Source organism: Microlunatus parietis, assembly GCF_013407955.1.
Lineage (GTDB): Bacteria > Actinomycetota > Actinomycetes > Propionibacteriales > Propionibacteriaceae > Microlunatus > Microlunatus parietis.
Genome location: NZ_JACCBU010000001.1, coordinates 4,545,300 through 4,562,423, shown reverse-complemented (window position 1 = coordinate 4,562,423; position 17,124 = coordinate 4,545,300). Strand labels below are relative to the sequence as shown.

17 protein-coding genes are annotated in these 17,124 nt (G+C 70.2%); 7 read left to right on the top strand and 10 right to left on the bottom strand.

The window, feature by feature from the left end:
* Window positions 1-49 precede the first annotated feature (49 nt).
* Together BKA15_RS21920 and BKA15_RS21915 are read left to right on the top strand one after the other, a co-directional pair.
* Window positions 50-931, top strand: a complete 882-nt coding sequence (locus BKA15_RS21920) for an alpha/beta fold hydrolase (RefSeq protein ID WP_179754350.1) — start codon at window positions 50-52, stop codon at window positions 929-931.
* Entirely contained in the window at window positions 928-1,545 is a 618-nt protein-coding gene (locus BKA15_RS21915; protein WP_179754348.1) for a class I SAM-dependent methyltransferase, read from the top strand. Before BKA15_RS21920 ends, BKA15_RS21915 begins: the two co-directional genes overlap by 4 nt.
* Here the strand turns inward: BKA15_RS21915 and BKA15_RS21910 are convergent.
* The 3 genes from BKA15_RS21910 to BKA15_RS21900 all read right to left on the bottom strand — a co-directional run bounded on the left by BKA15_RS21910 (window position 1,542) and on the right by BKA15_RS21900 (window position 4,514).
* Window positions 1,542-2,453, bottom strand: coding sequence for an EamA family transporter (locus BKA15_RS21910; RefSeq protein WP_179754346.1), 912 nt, complete (start codon window positions 2,451-2,453; stop codon window positions 1,542-1,544). The two genes, BKA15_RS21915 and BKA15_RS21910, sit on opposite strands and share 4 nt — an antisense overlap.
* 100 nt (window positions 2,454-2,553) lie before the next feature.
* Entirely contained in the window at window positions 2,554-3,558 is a 1,005-nt protein-coding gene (locus BKA15_RS21905) for a 4-hydroxythreonine-4-phosphate dehydrogenase PdxA (protein WP_179754344.1), read from the bottom strand.
* A 2-nt stretch (window positions 3,559-3,560) separates the two neighbouring features.
* Complete coding sequence (locus BKA15_RS21900) at window positions 3,561-4,514, bottom strand: sugar phosphate isomerase/epimerase family protein (RefSeq protein WP_179754342.1); 954 nt, start codon at window positions 4,512-4,514, stop codon at window positions 3,561-3,563.
* Window positions 4,515-4,616: 102 nt separating this feature from the next.
* Here BKA15_RS21900 and BKA15_RS21895 point away from each other — a divergent pair, with 102 nt between their 5' ends.
* From BKA15_RS21895 to BKA15_RS21880, 4 genes are read left to right on the top strand one after another with little or no spacing between them, the layout of a single operon-like run.
* Entirely contained in the window at window positions 4,617-5,951 is a 1,335-nt protein-coding gene (locus tag BKA15_RS21895) for an MFS transporter (RefSeq protein ID WP_179754340.1), read from the top strand.
* Complete coding sequence (locus BKA15_RS21890) at window positions 5,948-6,886, top strand: amidohydrolase family protein (RefSeq protein WP_179754338.1); 939 nt, start codon at window positions 5,948-5,950, stop codon at window positions 6,884-6,886. The genes BKA15_RS21895 and BKA15_RS21890 overlap by 4 nt, the downstream gene beginning before the upstream one ends.
* A 51-nt stretch (window positions 6,887-6,937) precedes the next feature.
* A complete protein-coding gene (locus BKA15_RS21885; RefSeq protein WP_179754337.1) occupies window positions 6,938-7,432 on the top strand; it encodes a cyclase family protein in 495 nt (164 codons plus the stop codon).
* Between the two features lie 24 nt (window positions 7,433-7,456).
* Window positions 7,457-8,152 carry a class I SAM-dependent methyltransferase gene (locus BKA15_RS21880; RefSeq protein ID WP_179754335.1) on the top strand — a complete coding sequence of 232 codons (696 nt, stop codon included), beginning with the start codon at window positions 7,457-7,459 and terminating at the stop codon, window positions 8,150-8,152.
* Window positions 8,153-8,166: 14 nt separating this feature from the next.
* On the opposite strand, the gene BKA15_RS21875 is transcribed toward BKA15_RS21880, so the two are convergent.
* The 3 genes from BKA15_RS21875 to BKA15_RS21865 form a co-directional block, all read right to left on the bottom strand.
* Window positions 8,167-8,706 carry a histidine phosphatase family protein gene (locus tag BKA15_RS21875; RefSeq protein ID WP_179754333.1) on the bottom strand — a complete coding sequence of 180 codons (540 nt, stop codon included), beginning with the start codon at window positions 8,704-8,706 and terminating at the stop codon, window positions 8,167-8,169.
* Between the two features lie 102 nt (window positions 8,707-8,808).
* Window positions 8,809-9,495 carry a GntR family transcriptional regulator gene (locus BKA15_RS21870; protein WP_179754331.1) on the bottom strand — a complete coding sequence of 229 codons (687 nt, stop codon included), beginning with the start codon at window positions 9,493-9,495 and terminating at the stop codon, window positions 8,809-8,811.
* Window positions 9,496-9,530: 35 nt separating this feature from the next.
* The gene (locus BKA15_RS21865; RefSeq protein ID WP_179754329.1) at window positions 9,531-10,316 is read right to left on the bottom strand and encodes a maleylpyruvate isomerase N-terminal domain-containing protein; all 786 of its coding nucleotides are present in this window, start codon (window positions 10,314-10,316) and stop codon (window positions 9,531-9,533) included.
* 23 nt (window positions 10,317-10,339) lie between these two features.
* On the opposite strand from BKA15_RS21865, the gene BKA15_RS21860 reads away from it, so the two are divergent.
* Window positions 10,340-10,573 (top strand): hypothetical protein, encoded by a 234-nt coding sequence (locus BKA15_RS21860; protein WP_376766811.1) that lies wholly within the window; start codon window positions 10,340-10,342, stop codon window positions 10,571-10,573.
* 79 nt (window positions 10,574-10,652) lie between these two features.
* Here BKA15_RS21860 and BKA15_RS21855 read toward each other — a convergent pair whose 3' ends face one another.
* From BKA15_RS21855 to BKA15_RS21840, 4 genes are all read right to left on the bottom strand, one after another.
* Window positions 10,653-13,199, bottom strand: coding sequence for an ATP-dependent Clp protease ATP-binding subunit (locus BKA15_RS21855; RefSeq protein WP_179754327.1), 2,547 nt, complete (start codon window positions 13,197-13,199; stop codon window positions 10,653-10,655).
* An 805-nt stretch (window positions 13,200-14,004) separates the two neighbouring features.
* Window positions 14,005-14,343 (bottom strand): histone-like nucleoid-structuring protein Lsr2, encoded by a 339-nt coding sequence (locus tag BKA15_RS21850; RefSeq protein WP_179754325.1) that lies wholly within the window; start codon window positions 14,341-14,343, stop codon window positions 14,005-14,007.
* Between the two features lie 93 nt (window positions 14,344-14,436).
* Window positions 14,437-15,366, bottom strand: coding sequence for a carboxylating nicotinate-nucleotide diphosphorylase (gene nadC / locus BKA15_RS21845; protein ID WP_218871523.1), 930 nt, complete (start codon window positions 15,364-15,366; stop codon window positions 14,437-14,439).
* Window positions 15,367-15,368: 2 nt separating this feature from the next.
* Window positions 15,369-17,099: an L-aspartate oxidase gene (locus BKA15_RS21840; RefSeq protein WP_312879191.1), complete on the bottom strand. Its 1,731-nt coding sequence runs from the start codon at window positions 17,097-17,099 to the stop codon at window positions 15,369-15,371.
* Between the last annotated feature and the right edge of the window lie 25 nt (window positions 17,100-17,124).

Sequence of the window (17,124 nt, the reverse complement as noted above, 5' to 3'; positions counted from 1 at the left end):
GACGATTCCAGCTCGGGGATGTGCCCGGCCGGAATCAAGGGAGACGATCATGCAGGGACAGCAGCTGGGCTGGGTGGAGCGGGATGGGGTACGGATCGCGTACGAGAAGGTCGGTCGGGGGGATCCCACCCTGGTCTTCCTCCCGTCGTGGATGATCACGAACAGCCGGCTGTGGGCGGGTCAGCGGGACGGCCTGAGCGAGGAGTTCCGGTGCCTGTCCTACGACGCCCGGGGCAGCGGACGGTCGGACCGGCCGACCGATCCGGCGCGCTATCAGGCCGCCGACCTGGTGGCCGATGCGATCGCGGTCCTGGACTCCACCGGCGTCGACCGCGCCGTACTCGTCGGCAACTCACTGGGCGGGCTGGTCGGCTACCTGGTCGCAGCGCTGCATCCCGACCGGGTGGCCGGACTGGTGCTGATCTCCGCGACGATCGATCTCACGGGTGACGAGAACGCTCCGCTGGTGCGCGCCGTCGCGAACTTCGACCGGGAACTGCCGTCCGCCGACGGGTGGGCACGCTACAACCGGCATGCCTGGCAGCGGGACTACCCGGGCTTCGCCCGCTGGTTCGTCGGTACGGCGCTCGGGGAGGAGGCCACCGCCGAGGCCCTTGCGGACGGAGTCCAGATGGCGCTGGACACCACGCCGGAGGTGCTCGCCGCCGGTGTCTCCGCCCGCTCGCGCCAATCGACGGCCGAGCAGGCAGCCGGTATGCGCGCGCTCGCCGGGCGGGTGTCCTGCCCGGTGCTGGTGATCCACGGCGACCGGGACGCTGTCGTACCGCCCACCTGGTCGGCCGTTCTGGCCGAGGCGCTGGGCACCGTCGTCACGCCGCTGCCGGGCGCCGGTCACTGCCCGCAGGTCACCCGGATCGCCGAGGTGAACGCACTGATCAGCGACTTCGCCGGCAGCGCGGGCGCGGGATGAACAATCCGATCCGCGGGCCGCTGAACGCCGCCACGCTGCGCGCCGTCGACAACTACACGCACCGGCTCGTCGGCGTGCGGAAGCAGCGGCTGTTCGCCGACCTGCCCAGGCAGGTCGTGGAGATCGGCCCCGGGACCGGCGCCAACCTGCGCTACTACCGGCCCGGTACGTGGCTGGTGGCGATCGAGCCGAACGTCCACATGCATCGCCGGCTCCGGGCCGCCGCCCGGCGCCGCGGCATCGACCTGGAGCTCCGGACCGAGACGGCCGAGCGGATCTGGCTGCCCGACGCCAGCGTGGACGTCGTGGTGAGCACCCTGGTGCTGTGCACGGTGCCCGATCCGGACGCTGCCGTACGGGAGATCCGCCGGGTGCTGCGGCCCGGCGGCAGGCTGTTGTTCCTCGAGCACGTACGGGCCGACGGCGGGAGTGGACGCGTACAACGGCTGGCCGCCCGACCCTGGCACTGGCTCTTCGAGGGCTGCGACGTCCGGCGCGACACCGAGCGCACCCTCCGCGATGCGGGCTTCGCCTCGGTCGACCTGGAGCGCTATCAGCTGCGTTCCGCGTTCCTGCCGATCAATCCCCAGATCGCGGGCACGGCCGTCCGTTAGTCGACCGGCGGCGGGTCGGCGGCGCGGCGGGTCCGGGTCGCGCCGACGCTGGCGATCACCACGCAGGCCAGCGCGATCCACTGGGTCACGCTGAGGAACTCGGCCAGCATGATCATCCCGGCCAGTGCGGCGACGCCCGGCTCGAGGCTCATCAGGATCCCGAACACGCCCGGCGGGATCCGCCGCAGGGCCAGCATCTCCAAGCTGTACGGGATCACGGAGCTCATCAGGCCGACGGCGACGCCCAAGATCAACACCTGCGGCTGCAGCAGGCCCGGCCCGGACTCGGCGATCGCGAACGGGGTCAGCCCGATCGTCCCGATCGTGCTCGCCACGGCGAGGCCGGACAGCCCGGACCAGCTGCGGCCGGTCCGGGCACTGAGCAGGATGTAGCAGGCCCAGCACAGGCCGGCCAGCAACGCGAAGCCGACGCCGGGCAGGTTCAGCCCGGCCGGCGAGAAGCCGAGGATCGCGACGCCGGCCCCGGCCAAGATCACCCAGGCCAGGTCCCGGGCCCGCCGGGACATGATCACCGCCACCGCGAGCGGCCCGAGGAACTCGATCGTCACCGCGACGCCGATCGGGATCCGGGCCATCGACTGGTAGATCGCCCAGTTCATCACCAGCAAGGTGATCCCGAAGCCGGTCACCAGCAGCCAGTCGGTCCGGGACCGGCCGCGCAGCCGAGGCCGTACCATGATCAACAACAGCACCGCCGAGCTGGTCAGCCGCAGCCAGACCATCGAGGTCGGCGAGATCACGGGGAACAGGTTCTTCGCGATCGCGGCGCCGAACTGGACCGAGACGATCCCGATCAGGACCAGCCAGACCGCCGGCACCCGACCGGCCACCCGATCCAGCCGCCCCTGCGGGTCGGCCTCCCCCAAGGGCTCCGCGGACGTCACCATCCCACTGTGTCAGACCCCCGCCGCGACCCCGCGAGCCGTCCACTTCCCCACACTTCTTGGCGCAATACCAGAGAAACTTCTCGCGTAAAGTGCCAGTTTTTCACGTAACGTGAAAAACTGCCGGGTCCCGGGTGGCGCCGATCGCGACGGCCAACTCGAAGGCGTGCTGGTAGGCGCCGAGGTTGGCCGAGCGGGTGCCGACCAGGTCGAACGCGGTGCCGTGGGCCGGGGTGCAGACGCCGACGCTGAGGCCGCCGGCCAGGGTCACGCCGCGGTCGAAACCGAGCAGCTTGACGGCGATCTGGCCCTGGTCGTGATACATCGTCAGCACGCCGTCGAAGGCGCCGTCGCGGGCGCGCAGGAAGATCGTGTCGCTCGGGTACGGTCCGGTCGCGGCGACGCCGCGCCGGGCCAGTTCGGCGACCGCCGGCTCGATGATCTCGATCTCGTGCCGGCCGAACCGGCCGCCCTCACCGGCGTGCGGGTTGAGCGCACAGACGCCGATCCGGGGATGCTCGATGCCGCGGGCGCGGAGCACCTGCTGGAGCAGCAGGCCGCGTTCGACAACGAGGTCGTACGTGATCAAGTCGGCCACCTCGGCGATCGAGCAGTGCGAGGTCACCCGGGCCGTGATCAAGTCCGGCAGCACGTTGAGCTCGGTGGCCCGGGTGCCGTCGTCGAGGACGGTCTCGAACCACGACATCTCGTCGTTCTCGGTCATCCCGGCCAGATGCAGCGACGACTTGTTCAACGGGGCGAAGACGATCGTGTCGACGGCGCCCTCCTTGGACAGCTCCAGCGCCCGGCGCAGGCTCGCCATGGCCCACCGACCGCCCGCCTCGGTCGCCTCGCGCCGGGCGAACCCGCCGGCCGGCCGCTCGCCGCCGTTGTCGACCAGGGTCGGCCGGCCGTCACCATGATCACGCGACCAGTCGAACTCGACGCCGGCGTCGGCCATCGCGTCGGTCAGCTCGGTCTCGTCGCCGACCAGGACGATCTCCGCGTGCCGGGAGCTCTCCGGGTCCGCCACCTGCCGGGCCACCAACTCGGGTCCGATGCCGGCCGGATCGCCGAAGGTCAACGCGATCCTGGGTTTCGTCGTCATGATCAACTCCTGTCCTTCCGTGGCAGCAGACCCCGGAGGTAGCGCTGGTTGGTGGCACAGACGCCGAGACTGTCTCCACCGTAGTGTTCCATCAGCAGGATGCCGTCGTAGCCGGCGGCCACCGCGTCCTTGATCACCTGCCGGTAGTTGATCAAGCCCGTCTCCAGGGTCGCCGGGGTCGAGCTGAACCAGCTACCGTCGGCGGCCTCGTCGCGGTGGTAGTTCTTCAGGTGCCAGTAGTTGGCGTACGGCAGCGTCCGGGCGTAGAGCTCGCGCCAGTCCTCGACCCGGCGGTGCAGCCGGATCAGGTTGCCGACGTCGGGATTGAGGCCGACGTTGTCCAGGCCGACCTCCTCGATCAGCCGGACCGCGCCGGCGGCCGTGCCGAGGTAGGTGTCCTCGTACAGCTCCAGGGACATCTTGAGCCCGACCTCGCCAGCGTGCCGGCCCAGCTCGCGGAGCCGGGACACGGCGGCCGCCCACACCTCCGGGTCGTCCGGGTCCTCGGGGCCGGGCGCGGTCCAGAACCACAGCGCCGACCGCTGCGCCGCGCTGAACGGCTGGTGCAGCCCGGTCGAGAACACCTCCATCCCCCAGGCCGCGGCGGCGTCGATCGACCGGTGCGCGTAGTCGAGGTTGGCCTGCTCGTGGCCGGGCATGATCACGCTCCGGCGCGCGACGTGCAGGGACGGGATCGCGATCCCGTACTCGGCAGCGAGCTTGAGCAGCTCGTCCCGGCGGCCGGGGTCGTAGTCGGCGGGACGGAGGTGGCTGTCGGCCAGCTCGATCCGGTCGAAGCCGACGTCGGCCACCTCCCGGAACACCGCCCGCCACGCCTCGGGCTCGGCGTCGTGCAGCGGTACGCCGTCTCGGCCGGCCGTGGGGATGCCGTGCAGGCAGGTCGCGATCGGCCAGTCGTCCGCCGGATAGGGCGGGACCACGTCACTGGGGGTCATGGTGCTCCTCTCGGGGCCTCGATGCCGCCCTTGGCAGCATCCACCTATATCCTATAGGATGTTCGGCACTGAATCCATCCTGCGGCGGACGAAGGAGTCTCCATGGCGGCAGAACACCCGGCGGCTGAGGCGGCCACCGAGCGGCACGATCCGGGCAGTGGGCGCGCGACCTGGGTCCGCTGGCAGATCTTCGCGATCCTCTGGATCCTGGTCCTGCTCAACTTCATCGACCGGTCGACACTGTCGATCGCGATGCCGTTCATCTCGCAGGAGTTCAACCTCACCCCGGAGCTGCAGGGCGTCATCCTCGGCTCGTTCTTCTGGACCTACCTGCTGTTCCAGATCCCCGGCGGCTGGCTGCTGGACCGGTTCGGCCCACGGGCGATCGTCGGCGCGGCCGGCGTGGTCTGGGGTGCCTTCCAGATGCTCGGCGGGTTCGTCAACGGCGCCCTGTTCCTCACCGTCACCCGGCTCGGCCTGGGCGCCAGCGAGGCGCCGGTCTTCCCGGCCGGAGCCAAGCTCAACTCCAACTGGCTGCCGCCGAAGGAACGGGCCCGCGGCGCGACGTTCATCGACGCGGCCGGGCCGTTCGGGTCCGCGGTCGGCGGGCTGATCGTCACCTGGATCATCGGGGCCACCGGCGGCTGGCGCTGGGCGTTCGTGATCACCGGGGCGATCACGATCCTGGTCGCGGGAGCGTACTGGTTCTATCTTCGTGATCAACCTCGTGATCATCACCGGGTGAACCGGGCCGAACTGGCCCGGATCGAAGATCAACTCGGCGGCGTCGACGCGGCCGAGGCACCGCAGGCCCTGCCGCGGATCACCGACTATCTTCGGTCACGATCGTTCTGGGGCATGATGGTCGGCCGGCTCGGCTGGGCCACCATCTGGTGGGGCATCATCTCCTGGACGCCGAGCTATCTGGCCCAACAGTTCGGCTTCGGCCTGGCCGAGCTCGGCTGGGGCACCTTCCTGGTGTACGGCGCCGGCGTGCTCGGCCAGCTCGTCGCGGGATTCACGGTCGACCGGTGGCGGCAGCGGACCGACCGCTACAACCGGGTGATGAAGACCGTCTTCGGCATCTCCGGGGTCGGCACCGCGCTGGCGATCTTCGCCATTCCGCCGGTGACGAACGGAATGGCGGCCGTCGCGCTGCTCGCGGTCGCGGTGTTCTTCATCAACTTCGGCGGCCTCTACTGGGCGATCCCGGCCTGGCTGGCCCCGAAACCACAGGTCGGCACGGTCGGCGGCGTGATGAACGTCGCCTCGTCCGGCGGCGGCGGCCTGGCACCGGTCGTGATGGGCTTCGCGATCGGGGCCGCGGGTGGCGGCTTCGGCGGCGCGTTCCTGTTCCTGGGCGTCGCCGCCGTGGTCTACTTCGTCGGGTCGATGATCATCGACTTCGAGCGGCCGCTGGCGGCGGTGCGGGCGTGACGCGCTACACCGGGGTCCTGGTCGACGCCCACCACCACTTCTGGGAACCGGCCGCCGGGCGGCAGCCGTGGCTCCGGCCCGAAGTCCGGATTCCCTTCCGGTACGGGGATTACGAGGCGATCAAGCGGGACTACCTGCCGCCCGACCTGGTCCGCGACGCCGCCTCCGCCGGGCTCCGGCTGATCGGCTCGGTGACCATGGAGACGGAGTGGGACGACGACGATCCGCTCGGCGAGGTCACCCACATCGAGGGCGTACGGGAGCGTCACGGACTGCCGTCCGCCGCGATCGGCCGGGTGCAGCTGGACCGGCCGAACGCGCCCGGCCTGATCGAGGCGATGGCCGCCCGGCCGATCGTCCGCGGGATCCGGCACAAGCCGGGCCAGACCGCGTCGCCCGCTGATCATGGTCCGACCCTGCTCTCCGATCCGGCCTGGCGGGCCGGCTATGCCGAGCTGGTCCGGCACGGCCTGGACTTCGAACTGCAGACCGCCTGGTGGCACCTGGACGAGGCTGCCGATCTTGTCCGCGCCTTCCCCGACACCGCGGTGACGATCAACCACACCGCGCTGCCGGCCGACCGGTCGCCGGCCGCGATCGAGGGCTGGGCCGCGGCACTCGGCCGGATCGCCGTCCTGCCGCAGGTATGGCTCAAGATCAGCGGGATCGGGCTGCCGGGCCGGCCGTGGACCGTCGCCGCGAACCGGGAGATCGTCGAGCGAGCCGTCGCGGCCTTCGGGGTGCCGCGGATCATGTTCGCCAGCAACTTCCCGGTCGACTCGCTCTGCGGCACGTACGCCGAGATCATGGGCGGGTTCGCCGAACTGACGGCCGGCTGGTCGGCCGACGAGCAGTACGCGGCGTTCGCCGGCAACGCGATCCGGCGCTACCGACTGACCCTCCCGGAGGACCCCGATGACGCTGCGGCTTCTTGATCATGGGGTGATCGACTGCTCGATGCCGATCGAGGAGCACTGGCGGCCGAGGTGCCGCTGCAGTCGATCATGGGCCCGGCCGTGATCATCGACGTCTCGGCGGCCGGCGACAACGCAGCGATCGGCGCCGAACTGCTCTCCGGCACCGACGTGCGGCTCGGCGAGATCCTGCTGCTGCGCAGTGATCATGAGCGTCGCTGGCCGACCACGACGCCCGAATACTGGCCCCGGGCGCCCTGGCTGACACGGTCCGCCGCCGAATGGGTGCGGGCCGCCGGAGTGTCCGCGATCGGCTTCGACTTCCCCCAGGACCGCGGCATCCGGGCCGACCATGCCGACGGCTGGGTCCCGGCGGCCGAGCTGGACGACGACTGGCCGTGCCACCGGATTCTTTTGGCGGCAGGGATTCCGCAGATCGAGTACCTGACCAACCTGGCCGCGATCCGGGCCGAGCGGTGCACCTTCGCCGCCGTGCCGCTGCGGGTGCCGCGCTCCGACGGGGCGCCGGTACGGGCCCTCGTCTTCGTACCGGAAGAAGACCCTTGATCGGCACGGCCGTAGCGTGTGCGCATGCCCTCGAACCTCGCCTACCACGGCTCGCTCGGTGATCATTTCAACGCCAACGCGGCGAACAGCGCCTACAACGCCCACATCGACCGGCCGGCGATGCTCGAACTGGCCGGCGATGTCACCGGGCAGCGGATCCTCGACGCGGGCTGCGGCGCCGGCTTCTACGCCGCGGCCCTGGCCGACCGCGGCGCCTCGGTGCTGGGCCTCGAGGACAGCACGGCGTTGGTCGAGCACGCCAGGACCAGGGTCGGCGATCGGGCCAAGATCCGCCAGCACGACCTGAACACCCCGTTGGACGGGCTCGCCGACGGCTCGTTCGACGGAGTGCTGTGCGCACTGGTGCTGCACCATCTGGCGGACCGCCCGCGGTTCCTCGGCGAGGTGTTCCGGGTGCTCCGCCCGGGCGGCTGGCTGGTCCTGTCCACCACGCACCCGACGGCGGACTGGCAGCACTTCGAGGATTCCTACTTCTCCGCGGACTGGGTCGACCTCGCGGTCCGGGGCACTCCGCACTCGGTCCGGTTCCAGCGGATGAATCTGGAGGTCCTCCTCGGCGAGCTGCTCGGTGCCGGGTTCGTCCTGGAGCGCCTGGTCGAGCCGCGGCCGGTCGAGGCCCTTCGCGATCTCGATGCGGACCGCTACGCCCAGCTGGTCCACCGGCCCACCCTGCTGGCCGTACGACTGCGCCGTCCGTGACGCGGCGAACCTGATCAAGGTTCGAGCCGGTACTCCCAGCCCTCCCGCCAGGCGAAGTCGGCGTTGATCAACGTCTCCAGCGGCGTGCCGTCGACGAAGTGATCAAGAGCCCAGCGGGTCGTCACGTGGCCGATGATCAAGATCCGGGTGCCGGCCCAGCGCAGCGGGAGGTCCTGCAGGAATCGTCCCGCGCGCTCGACCGCCTGGCGCCAGCTCTCCCCGCCCGGGTACGGCAGGTCGAGGTGATCGGCCCGGTTCCGGTGCAGGTCCTGGGCCGGCATGCCGTTCCGGTCGCCGTAGTCACACTCCCGGAGGCGCCAGTCCAACAGGATCGGCACCTCGGTCCCAGCGAAGGCGACCGCCGCGGTTTGCGCGGCCCGGGTCAGGTCGGAGGCGAACACGGCGGCCAGTCGGTCATCGCGCCGGCGTGCCCCGAGTTCCTCGGCGAGTCGACGTCCCCGCGGCGAGAGCTCACTGCCCCGCCAGCCCGAGGCGAGGCCCTGCTCGTTGTCCTGGCTGATGGAGTGGGTCTCGTACACGATCTCGACGGCCATCCGCCAAGCCTGCCAGCAACTCCTGCCGCTGCCCCGCCGAGTGGTCAGTTCTGCAGCGACACGCCGTCAGAATGCCTGCTTTGGTGACCGGTCGGCGGAGTTTCAGTGGCCGGAGAGGGAGCGGTTGCGGACGCCGGTGACGTGGCGGCGGAGGGCTTCGGAGGCGGTGGCCGGGTCGTTCTCGTACGCCTTCAGCACCGCCTCGTGTTCGGCGACGGCCTCGCGGACGTCCTCCGGACCACGCAGGGCGGCCTGGCGCATCCGGTGGGTCAGCGCGCCGAGGCCGTCGTACATCTGGACCAGGTAGCGGTTGCCGGAATGGGCGAAGATCACGTCGTGGAAGGCGCGGTCCGCGTCGAAGTAGCGCTGGGTCACCGGCAGCGGGACCGGCTCGGCGCCGGCGGCGAGCACCTCGTCGCTGGCCGCGCGGTGCCGGGCGTGCGCCTCGCGGAGGTCGGGCAGCAGCCGGTCGGTCGCGGCGGTCGACAGCCGGGCGGCGGTCTCCTCCAGCATGATCCGCGCGTCGAACAGCTCGGTCAGCTGCTCGGGATCCAGCGGCGGCGCGACCCGATAACCCTTGAGCGCCTCGCGGGTGACCAGCCCGGTGCGTTCCAGCTGGACCAGGGCCTCCCGGACCGGGGTCGGCGACACCGACAGGTCGCGGGCCATGGTGTCGATCGAGAGCCGCTCACCGGCCGCGATCTCGCCGGACAGCAACAACTCGAGCACCCGGTCGTAGACCTGGTCCCGCAACGCCCGCCGGTCCAGCCGGCCCTCACCGGTGCTCATGCCGAAATCCTATAGGAAGAAGGAAAACCTCGGGCTCAGTTGATGCCGGCCCGCATCACGACGGCCAGGGCGTCCAGGGTCGCCGGGTCGCCCTCGGTGATCACTGCTCCGTACGGGGTCCGGCGCCAGAACCAGCAGTCCAGGTCGGCGGCCGTGCCCGAGATCACGGCCGACGGCTCGGTGCCGGGTTCGGCGACGTCGAGCGTGAGCAGGTCGTGCTCCTTGCCGGACCGGCTGGTGCCGGTGAACCGCCCGACCTGGGTACGCCAGCGATCGCCGGTGTCGGTGCTGACCACCTCGATCACCCGGGCCGGGTCGGGCCGGAACTCGCCCCAGTCGCGCGGCGGATCGCCGTACATCACCGTGAGCACCTCGGCCACCCCGTCCGCGGCCAGCGCGGCGTCCAGCGGCGTCCGGTCGGCCGCGGTCAACTCGGCGTCGACCCGATGGATCAGCGCCTCGTGCGCCTGCCGCCGCCGGCTGAACCCGGCCGTCTGTTCCTCGGCCCAGGTCCAGGCCGGCGTCTCCGGCGGCACCGCCGCGAGGGCCTCCCGCAGCGCGGTAGTCGCCTTCGCGAAGAACGCACCAAGATCAGCGGGACGCTCCGGCTCCGGCAAGGCCTCGACCTCGGCCGTCTCGGTCAGCGGCCCGCCGACGATCCGCGCCCAGAACCACTGCACCTCAGCAAGGTGGAACCAGAGGTCGGCCGCGGCCCAGTCCGGGCAGCTGGGCACCCGCCGGTCCTGCGGGGTCCGGGCGATCACCTCGGCGAAACGATCGGAGTCGGCGGCGAGGGCGCCGAGGTAGTCGAGTGTGGGCACGGTCGTACGGTAGGAGACGGGGGGTGACGATGACGAATCCTTGGCTGCCGTCGATCCCGGCCGCGGAGCTGCTCGAACGGCTCCAGCGGTGGGAGGCGTCCGGTGCGACCTGGCACGTGCTGACCAGGTCGGAGCGCGGCGTCACGGTGTCGCTCTGCCGGTGCGACGACGGCGAGGAGGTCGAACGGCTGCGTTCCGAGGACCCGGCCGCGGTCACCCTGCTGGACGGCCGGACCGGCAGCGACGACGCAGGCTGATCGACCCCCGGACCCGGAGACGGCGAAGGGCCCCGCGATCTCTCGCGGGGCCCTTCGGTCCGGACTGTGCTTCCGGCTATCAGCCTTCGGCCGCGTGCTTGTCGCCGTCGCTGGTACCGCTGCTCTTCAGCACGTCGAACTCGGCGGGCGGGACGTCCGGCATCGACGAGCGCGGCGTGCCGGTGAACGTGAACGGATGCTCCGAACCCTCGTCGGCCACGTCCACGACCACGATCTCGCCGGACTTCAGCTCCGAGAACAGGATCTTCTCGGCCAGGATGTCCTCGATGTCGCGCTGCAGGGCCCGCCGCAACGGCCGGGCGCCGAGCACCGGGTCGAACCCGCGCTTGGCGATCAGTCGCTTCGCGGCCGGGGTCAGCTCGATGCCCATGTCCTTGTCCTTCAGGCGACCCTCGATCTCGGTCACCATCAGGTCGACGATCCGCTCGATGTCCTCCAGCGACTGCTGGTGGAACACGATGACCTCGTCGATCCGGTTCAGGAACTCGGGCCGGAAGTTCTGCTTCAGCTCGTCGGTGACCTTGGCCTTCATCTTCTCGTACGAGCCGCCGGCGTCACCGGCCTGCGCGAACCCGAGGCTGACCGACTTCGCGATGTCCCGGGTGCCCAGGTTGGTGGTCATGACGATCACCGTGTTCTTGAAGTCGACCACCCGGCCCTGGGCGTCGGTCAGGCGACCTTCGTCCAGGATCTGCAGCAGCGAGTTGAAGATGTCCGGGTGGGCCTTCTCGATCTCGTCGAACAGGACCACACTGAACGGCTTCCGGCGCACCTTCTCGGTGAGCTGGCCGCCCTCTTCGTACCCGACGTAGCCGGGCGGGGAACCGAACAGCCGGGAGGCAGTGTGCTTCTCGGAGAACTCGCTCATGTCGAGCGTGATCATGGCGTCCTGATCACCGAACAGGAACTCGGTCAGCACCTTGGTCAGGTGCGTCTTGCCGACACCCGACGGCCCGGCGAAGATGAACGAGCCGCTCGGCCGGCGCGGGTCCTTCAACCCGGCCCGGGTCCGGCGGATCGCCCGGGACAGCGCCTTGACGGCGTCCTCCTGGCCGATGTAGCTCTTGCCGATCTCGTCCTCCATCTTCAGCAGTCGCGAGGACTCCTCCTCGGTCAGCTTGAAGACGGGGATGCCGGTCGACGAGGACAGCACCTCGGCGATGATCTCCTCGTCCACCTCGGCCACCACGTCGAGATCACCGGACTTCCACTGGGCCTCCCGCTCGGCGCGCGCGGCGAGCAGCTTCTTCTCGTCGTCACGCAACCCGGCGGCCCGCTCGAAGTCCTGCGCGTCGATCGCGGTTTCCTTCTCCAGCCGTACGGCAGCGACCTTCTCGTCGAACTCGCGCAGGTCCGGCGGCGCGGTCATCCGGCGGATCCGGAGCCGGGCGCCGGCCTCGTCGATCAGGTCGATCGCCTTGTCCGGCAGGAACCGATCGGAGATGTAACGGTCGGCCATCTGGGCCGCGCCGACCAGGGCCTGGTCGGTGATCGTGACCCGGTGGTGCGCCTCGTACCGGTCGCGCAGGCCGCGCAGGATGTCGATCGTGTGGGCGATCGACGGCTCGGCGACCTGGATCGGCTGGAACCGCCGCTCGAGGGCGGCGTCCTTCTCCACGTACTTCCGGTATTCGTCGAGCGTCGTGGCGCCGATGGTCTGCAGCTCGCCGCGGGCCAGCATCGGCTTCAGGATGCTGGCGGCGTCGATCGCGCCCTCGGCGGCACCGGCCCCGACCAGGGTGTGGATCTCGTCGATGAAGAGGACCACGTCACCGCGGGTGCGGATCTCCTTGAGGACCTTCTTCAGCCGTTCCTCGAAGTCGCCGCGATACCGGGAGCCGGCGACCAGGGCGCCCAGATCCAGCGTGTAGATCTGCTTGTCGCGCAGGGTCTCCGGCACGTCGCCGCGGACGATCGCCTGGCTCAGGCCCTCGACGACGGCGGTCTTGCCGACGCCGGGCTCACCGATCAGGACCGGGTTGTTCTTGGTCCGCCGGGACAGCACGGTCATCACGCGCTCGATCTCGGTCTCCCGGCCGATCACCGGGTCGAGCTTGTTCTCCCTGGCGTCCTTGGTCAGATTGCGGCCGAACTGGTCCAGCACCATCGAGGAGGACGGAGCGTTGCTGCCCTGCTCGGGAGCGCCGGAGGTCGCGGCCTCCTTGCCCTGGAAGCCGCTCAGCAACTGCAGCACCTGGTTGCGGACCCGGTTCAGGTCAGCGCCGAGCTTGACCAGCACCTGGGCCGCGACACCCTCGCCCTCCCGGATCAGGCCGAGCAGGATGTGCTCCGTGCCGATGTAGGCGTGGTTGATCTGCAGGGCTTCCCGCAAGCTCAGTTCCAGCACCTTCTTGGCCCGCGGCGTGAACGGGATGTGCCCGCTCGGCGACTGCTGGCCATGGCCGATGATCTCCTCGACCTTCTGCCGGACTGCCTCGAGCGAGATGTTCAGCGACTCGAGCGCCTTGGCGGCGACCCCTTCGCCCTCGTGGATGAGACCCAGCAGGATGTGCTCGGTCCCGATGTAGTTGTGGTTCAGCATCCGGGCCTCTTCTTGCGCCAACACCACGACGCGCCGGGCCCTGTCGGTAAACCGTTCGAACATTCCCATCTCCCTCGGCTCGGATGCGGGGCCCCGACCTCGAGCAGGGGGTCCGCATCTCGTCACCACTGTACTCAGCGGGACCGACGCGACCGCCGGTGTTCCGCCCCGGATGCCGCCTCATCGCTAACAGCGAAACTGCGCCGGTCCGTGAGCGGTGCCCGGGTGGCCCGGTGTCGGGCCGGCTGCGACCGGGCCGATTGCGGCTCGGTGGGCCCGACGAGGCCGGGCCGCAAGCGGGTTGGTCGGGTCGATGTCGCGATTTCACTTGGCATCAGTAGTTTCCACGTGGCCTTCGCGGGCCGCCGCCGGTGCCAAGTGAAATCGCGACATCGCCACCCTGCGTTGACCTGCGTACGAATCCACGCGATCCCTTCCGGCCATTCCAGACTTCCGCGTTCCCGCGGGAACGTCCACCGCCGCCAACTCCGCTCCCGTCAGGTAGGTCATGCCGGGAGTCCGCGACGCGTGACTCCCCGAGTGGGAGCCCGGACCAGGCCGCCGGAGCAGAAGGCTGGATCACGCCGCGAGCGCGGCCGAGGCAACCAGGCTTCCCTGCGGAGCTGCGGCCCATTCGAACACGCAAGCGGCCGGAGAGAATGATCTTGGTGCGGTGAAGTCGCCGAGCGGACGCTTCGACCGGCCGATCCGCCCGGAATCGAGGTCAAGGCGTCCGCTCAGTGAAGGGCGGCACCCGCGCAACCCAGCTGGGAATCCACGACCGACGAGGTCCGAGGGGTGTCCCTTGCAGACAAGAACGGGCCGGAGGAACTCCGGCCCGTTCTTGTCAGCGTCGGTTTCGCGCGATCTACTTGTGCGCCTTCTCGTACGCCTCGCGGATCTCGGCCGGAACCCGGCCTCGACTGCTCACCTCATAGCCCTGATCCACGGCCCAGGCCCGGATCTCGCTGGTGCTGCCACGGTCCGCGGTCTTTGCCGATGCGGCGCGCGCCGAAGAGCGCCGGCGACGGCCGCCGGTCCGGCGAGCCACGGTGAGCCAGGGATCCAGCGCATTGCGCAGCGCCTTTGCATTCTTGGTCGACAGATCGATCTCGTAATCGACACCGTCGAGTCCGAAACTGACCGTCTCCTCGGCCTTGCCGCCGTCGAAGTCATCCTCGAGGATGACCTGAACGCGTTGTGCCATGAAGGTCCCTCTCCGTTCTGAAAATTGTGCCGGGTGGCCAAAAAACTCACGTCATAGTAACGCCGAAGCTTTGGCCGAACAAACCCCGACTTTTCAGGCCTCAACGAAATCCAGCGCGAGGTCGAGAATTGGCGCCGAGTGAGTGATTGCGCCGACTGCGACAAAGTGAACGCCGGTGGCCGCGACCTCCTGCGCGACGGACAGCGTCAATCCACCGCTCGCCTCGAATACCACGCGATCACCGAATTCCGCAACAACAGAACGCATGGTTTCCGCGGTCATGTTGTCCAGCAGAATCTCGGTCGCCCCGACCTCGACGAGTTCGGCGACCTGTTCGGGTTTCGTCACCTCGACCTGAATGGGAAGGTCTGGATAGCGATGCCGTACCGACTGGAACGCCGGCACCACGCCGCCGGCCGCGATCACGTGATTGTCCTTGATCAACGCCGCGTCGGCGAGGCACTGCCGGTGATTCACGCCGCCGGCGGTCCGGACCGCATATTTCTGGAGCACGCGCAATCCCGGGATTGTTTTCCGGGTATCGCGGACCGAGGTCTGCGTCCCGGCCAACGCGTCGACCCAGGACCGGGCCGCCGTCGCGACGCCGGACATCATGGTGATCAGGTTCAACGCGACCCGTTCCGCGGTCAGCACGGCCCGGGTGTTCCCGTCGACGGTCAGCACCAGGTCGCCCCGGCGGACGACGCCTCCGTCCGCACCGGTGACCTCGATCGTGTACGACCCCGTCGGCTCCAGCACCCGGGCGAACGCGGCCGCCGCGACCGCGGTGCCGGCGAGCACCCCGTCGGCCCGGACCACCAACCTGGCGGTGGCTCTGGCGTCGACGGGGATGGTCGCCTCCGAGGTGACGTCGACCCCGTACCCGGTGCCGGCCGGCAGCACTCCGCGGCCGCCGAGATCCTCGGCCAGCGCCTCGTCGATGATCATGATCACCGCGTCGGCGTCCAGCCCGGATTCCTTGATCAACTCCGTGGCGTCGGCCAGCGAGGAAAGGAAGGTCATCGTCACTCCTGGGTCGGTACGAACTCGTGCGCCAAACCGGCCGTGATACCGGGACCGGATTCCGCCAGCCGGGTGATCAAATGCCCTTGCCAGGCGTCGGATCGGCGGTCGAAATCATCCCGCCAGTGCGCACCGCGGGACTCCTCCCGGAGCCGAGCCGCGGCGACGACGGCGGCCGCTACGGTGATCAGGTTCGTCGCCTCCCAGGCCTCCAGCCCGGGTTCGGCGCCGTTCTTCTCGGCCAATCGCCGCATTTCCTCCGCGGCGCGATCCAGTGACGTCGCGGAACGCAGCCCGCCGGCATCCCGGCTCATGATCAACTGCAGTTCGGTGACCACCGCCGGATCGATCAATCCGGCCGGCCGGGCGTCCGGCGCGGGCGGTCGGCGTTCCGGCAGCCCTTCCCGCAACCGGGCGGCGATCCGCCGCGCAAACACCAACCCTTCGAGCAGGGAATTCGAGGCCAGCCGATTCGCTCCGTGCACCCCGGACGAGGCCGCCTCGCCGCAGGCATAGAGCCCGCCGAGACTCGTCGCGCCGTCAAGATCGGTTTCCACGCCGCCGCAGAAATAGTGACAAGCCGGCGCGACCGGGATCAGGTCCCGGGCCGGATTGATCCCCATCTGGCGACAACTGTGCAGAATGGTCGGGAATCGGACCCGCCAGGTTTCCTCGCCGAGCATCGTCCCGTCGACGAAGACGTGATCGGCACCGGCCGCAGCCATCTCGCGCATGATCGCCTTCGCGACCACGTCCCGCGGCGCCAGCTCGGCCAGCTCGTGCTGGCCGACCATGAAGCGTTCGCCGGCCGGGTTGAGCAGGTGACCGCCCTCGCCCCGGACCGCCTCGCTGACCAGGGGCAACTGCCCCCGGGCCCCGGCGCCGAGGAACAGCACGGTCGGATGGAACTGGATGAACTCGATGTCGCGCAGCCGGGCTCCGGCCCGCAGCGCGGCCGCGATCCCGTCGCCGGTGGAGACGCCCGGGTTGGTGGTGACCGCGTAGATCTGGCCGATGCCGCCGGTGGCCAGCACCACGGCCCGCGCGTGCACCGCGCCGACGCCGGTCCGGCTGCCCTCGCCGAGCACGTGCAGCGTGACGCCGGCGACCGCCGGCGGTTCGTCCGGCCCGGCCTCGGCCGGGATCAGGTCCAGCACCAGTGCGTGTTCGATGACCTCGATCGCCGGTTCCGCGCGGACCGCGTGGACCAGGGCCCGGGCGATCTCGGCGCCGGTCGCGTCACCGCCCGCGTGCGCGATCCGGTTCCGCCGGTGCCCGCCCTCCCGGGTCAGCTGCAGCTCGCCGTCGGGGTGCCGGTCGAACTCGGCGCCACGCGAGATCAGGGTCTCGACGGCTTCCGTACCCTCTTCGACGAGGACGCGGACCGCGTCCTCGATGCACAGTCCGGCGCCCGCGATCAGGGTGTCGCTGACGTGCTGCTCGACGGTGTCGCCCTCGTCCTGCACCGAGGCGATGCCACCCTGCGCCCAGGGCGTCGAACCGGCCGCCAGCACGTCCTTGGTGACCACCAGGACCTTGCCCAGCCCGCGGCACTCCAGAGCAGCGGTCAGGCCGGCGATGCCCGAGCCGACCACCACCACGTCCACCTCACGGATCCAGCCCGGCTCCTCCGCGGCGAGCCGCAGCGGCAACTCCGGCAGCGGCGGTCCGTCACCGGGCGTCCGGCGAGGCGGCAGAGAAACGACGGGCGGGTGACCCTGGCTTTCCGGCACGGTGAACATCGTCCCCCATCACTCG

What these genes read in the sequence shown, in the direction of transcription:
- BKA15_RS21920 (WP_179754350.1), top strand. Translation starts at nt 50, where the DNA reads ATGCAGGGACAGCAGCTGGGCTGGGTGGAGCGGGATGGGGTACGGATC.
- BKA15_RS21915 (WP_179754348.1), top strand. Translation starts at nt 928, where the DNA reads ATGAACAATCCGATCCGCGGGCCGCTGAACGCCGCCACGCTGCGCGCC.
- BKA15_RS21910 (WP_179754346.1), bottom strand. Translation starts at nt 2,453, where the DNA reads ATGGTGACGTCCGCGGAGCCCTTGGGGGAGGCCGACCCGCAGGGGCGG.
- BKA15_RS21905 (WP_179754344.1), bottom strand. Translation starts at nt 3,558, where the DNA reads ATGACGACGAAACCCAGGATCGCGTTGACCTTCGGCGATCCGGCCGGC.
- BKA15_RS21900 (WP_179754342.1), bottom strand. Translation starts at nt 4,514, where the DNA reads ATGACCCCCAGTGACGTGGTCCCGCCCTATCCGGCGGACGACTGGCCG.
- BKA15_RS21895 (WP_179754340.1), top strand. Translation starts at nt 4,617, where the DNA reads ATGGCGGCAGAACACCCGGCGGCTGAGGCGGCCACCGAGCGGCACGAT.
- BKA15_RS21880 (WP_179754335.1), top strand. Translation starts at nt 7,457, where the DNA reads ATGCCCTCGAACCTCGCCTACCACGGCTCGCTCGGTGATCATTTCAAC.
- BKA15_RS21875 (WP_179754333.1), bottom strand. Translation starts at nt 8,706, where the DNA reads ATGGCCGTCGAGATCGTGTACGAGACCCACTCCATCAGCCAGGACAAC.
- BKA15_RS21870 (WP_179754331.1), bottom strand. Translation starts at nt 9,495, where the DNA reads ATGAGCACCGGTGAGGGCCGGCTGGACCGGCGGGCGTTGCGGGACCAG.
- BKA15_RS21855 (WP_179754327.1), bottom strand. Translation starts at nt 13,199, where the DNA reads ATGTTCGAACGGTTTACCGACAGGGCCCGGCGCGTCGTGGTGTTGGCG.
- BKA15_RS21850 (WP_179754325.1), bottom strand. Translation starts at nt 14,343, where the DNA reads ATGGCACAACGCGTTCAGGTCATCCTCGAGGATGACTTCGACGGCGGC.
- nadC (WP_218871523.1), bottom strand. Translation starts at nt 15,366, where the DNA reads ATGACCTTCCTTTCCTCGCTGGCCGACGCCACGGAGTTGATCAAGGAA.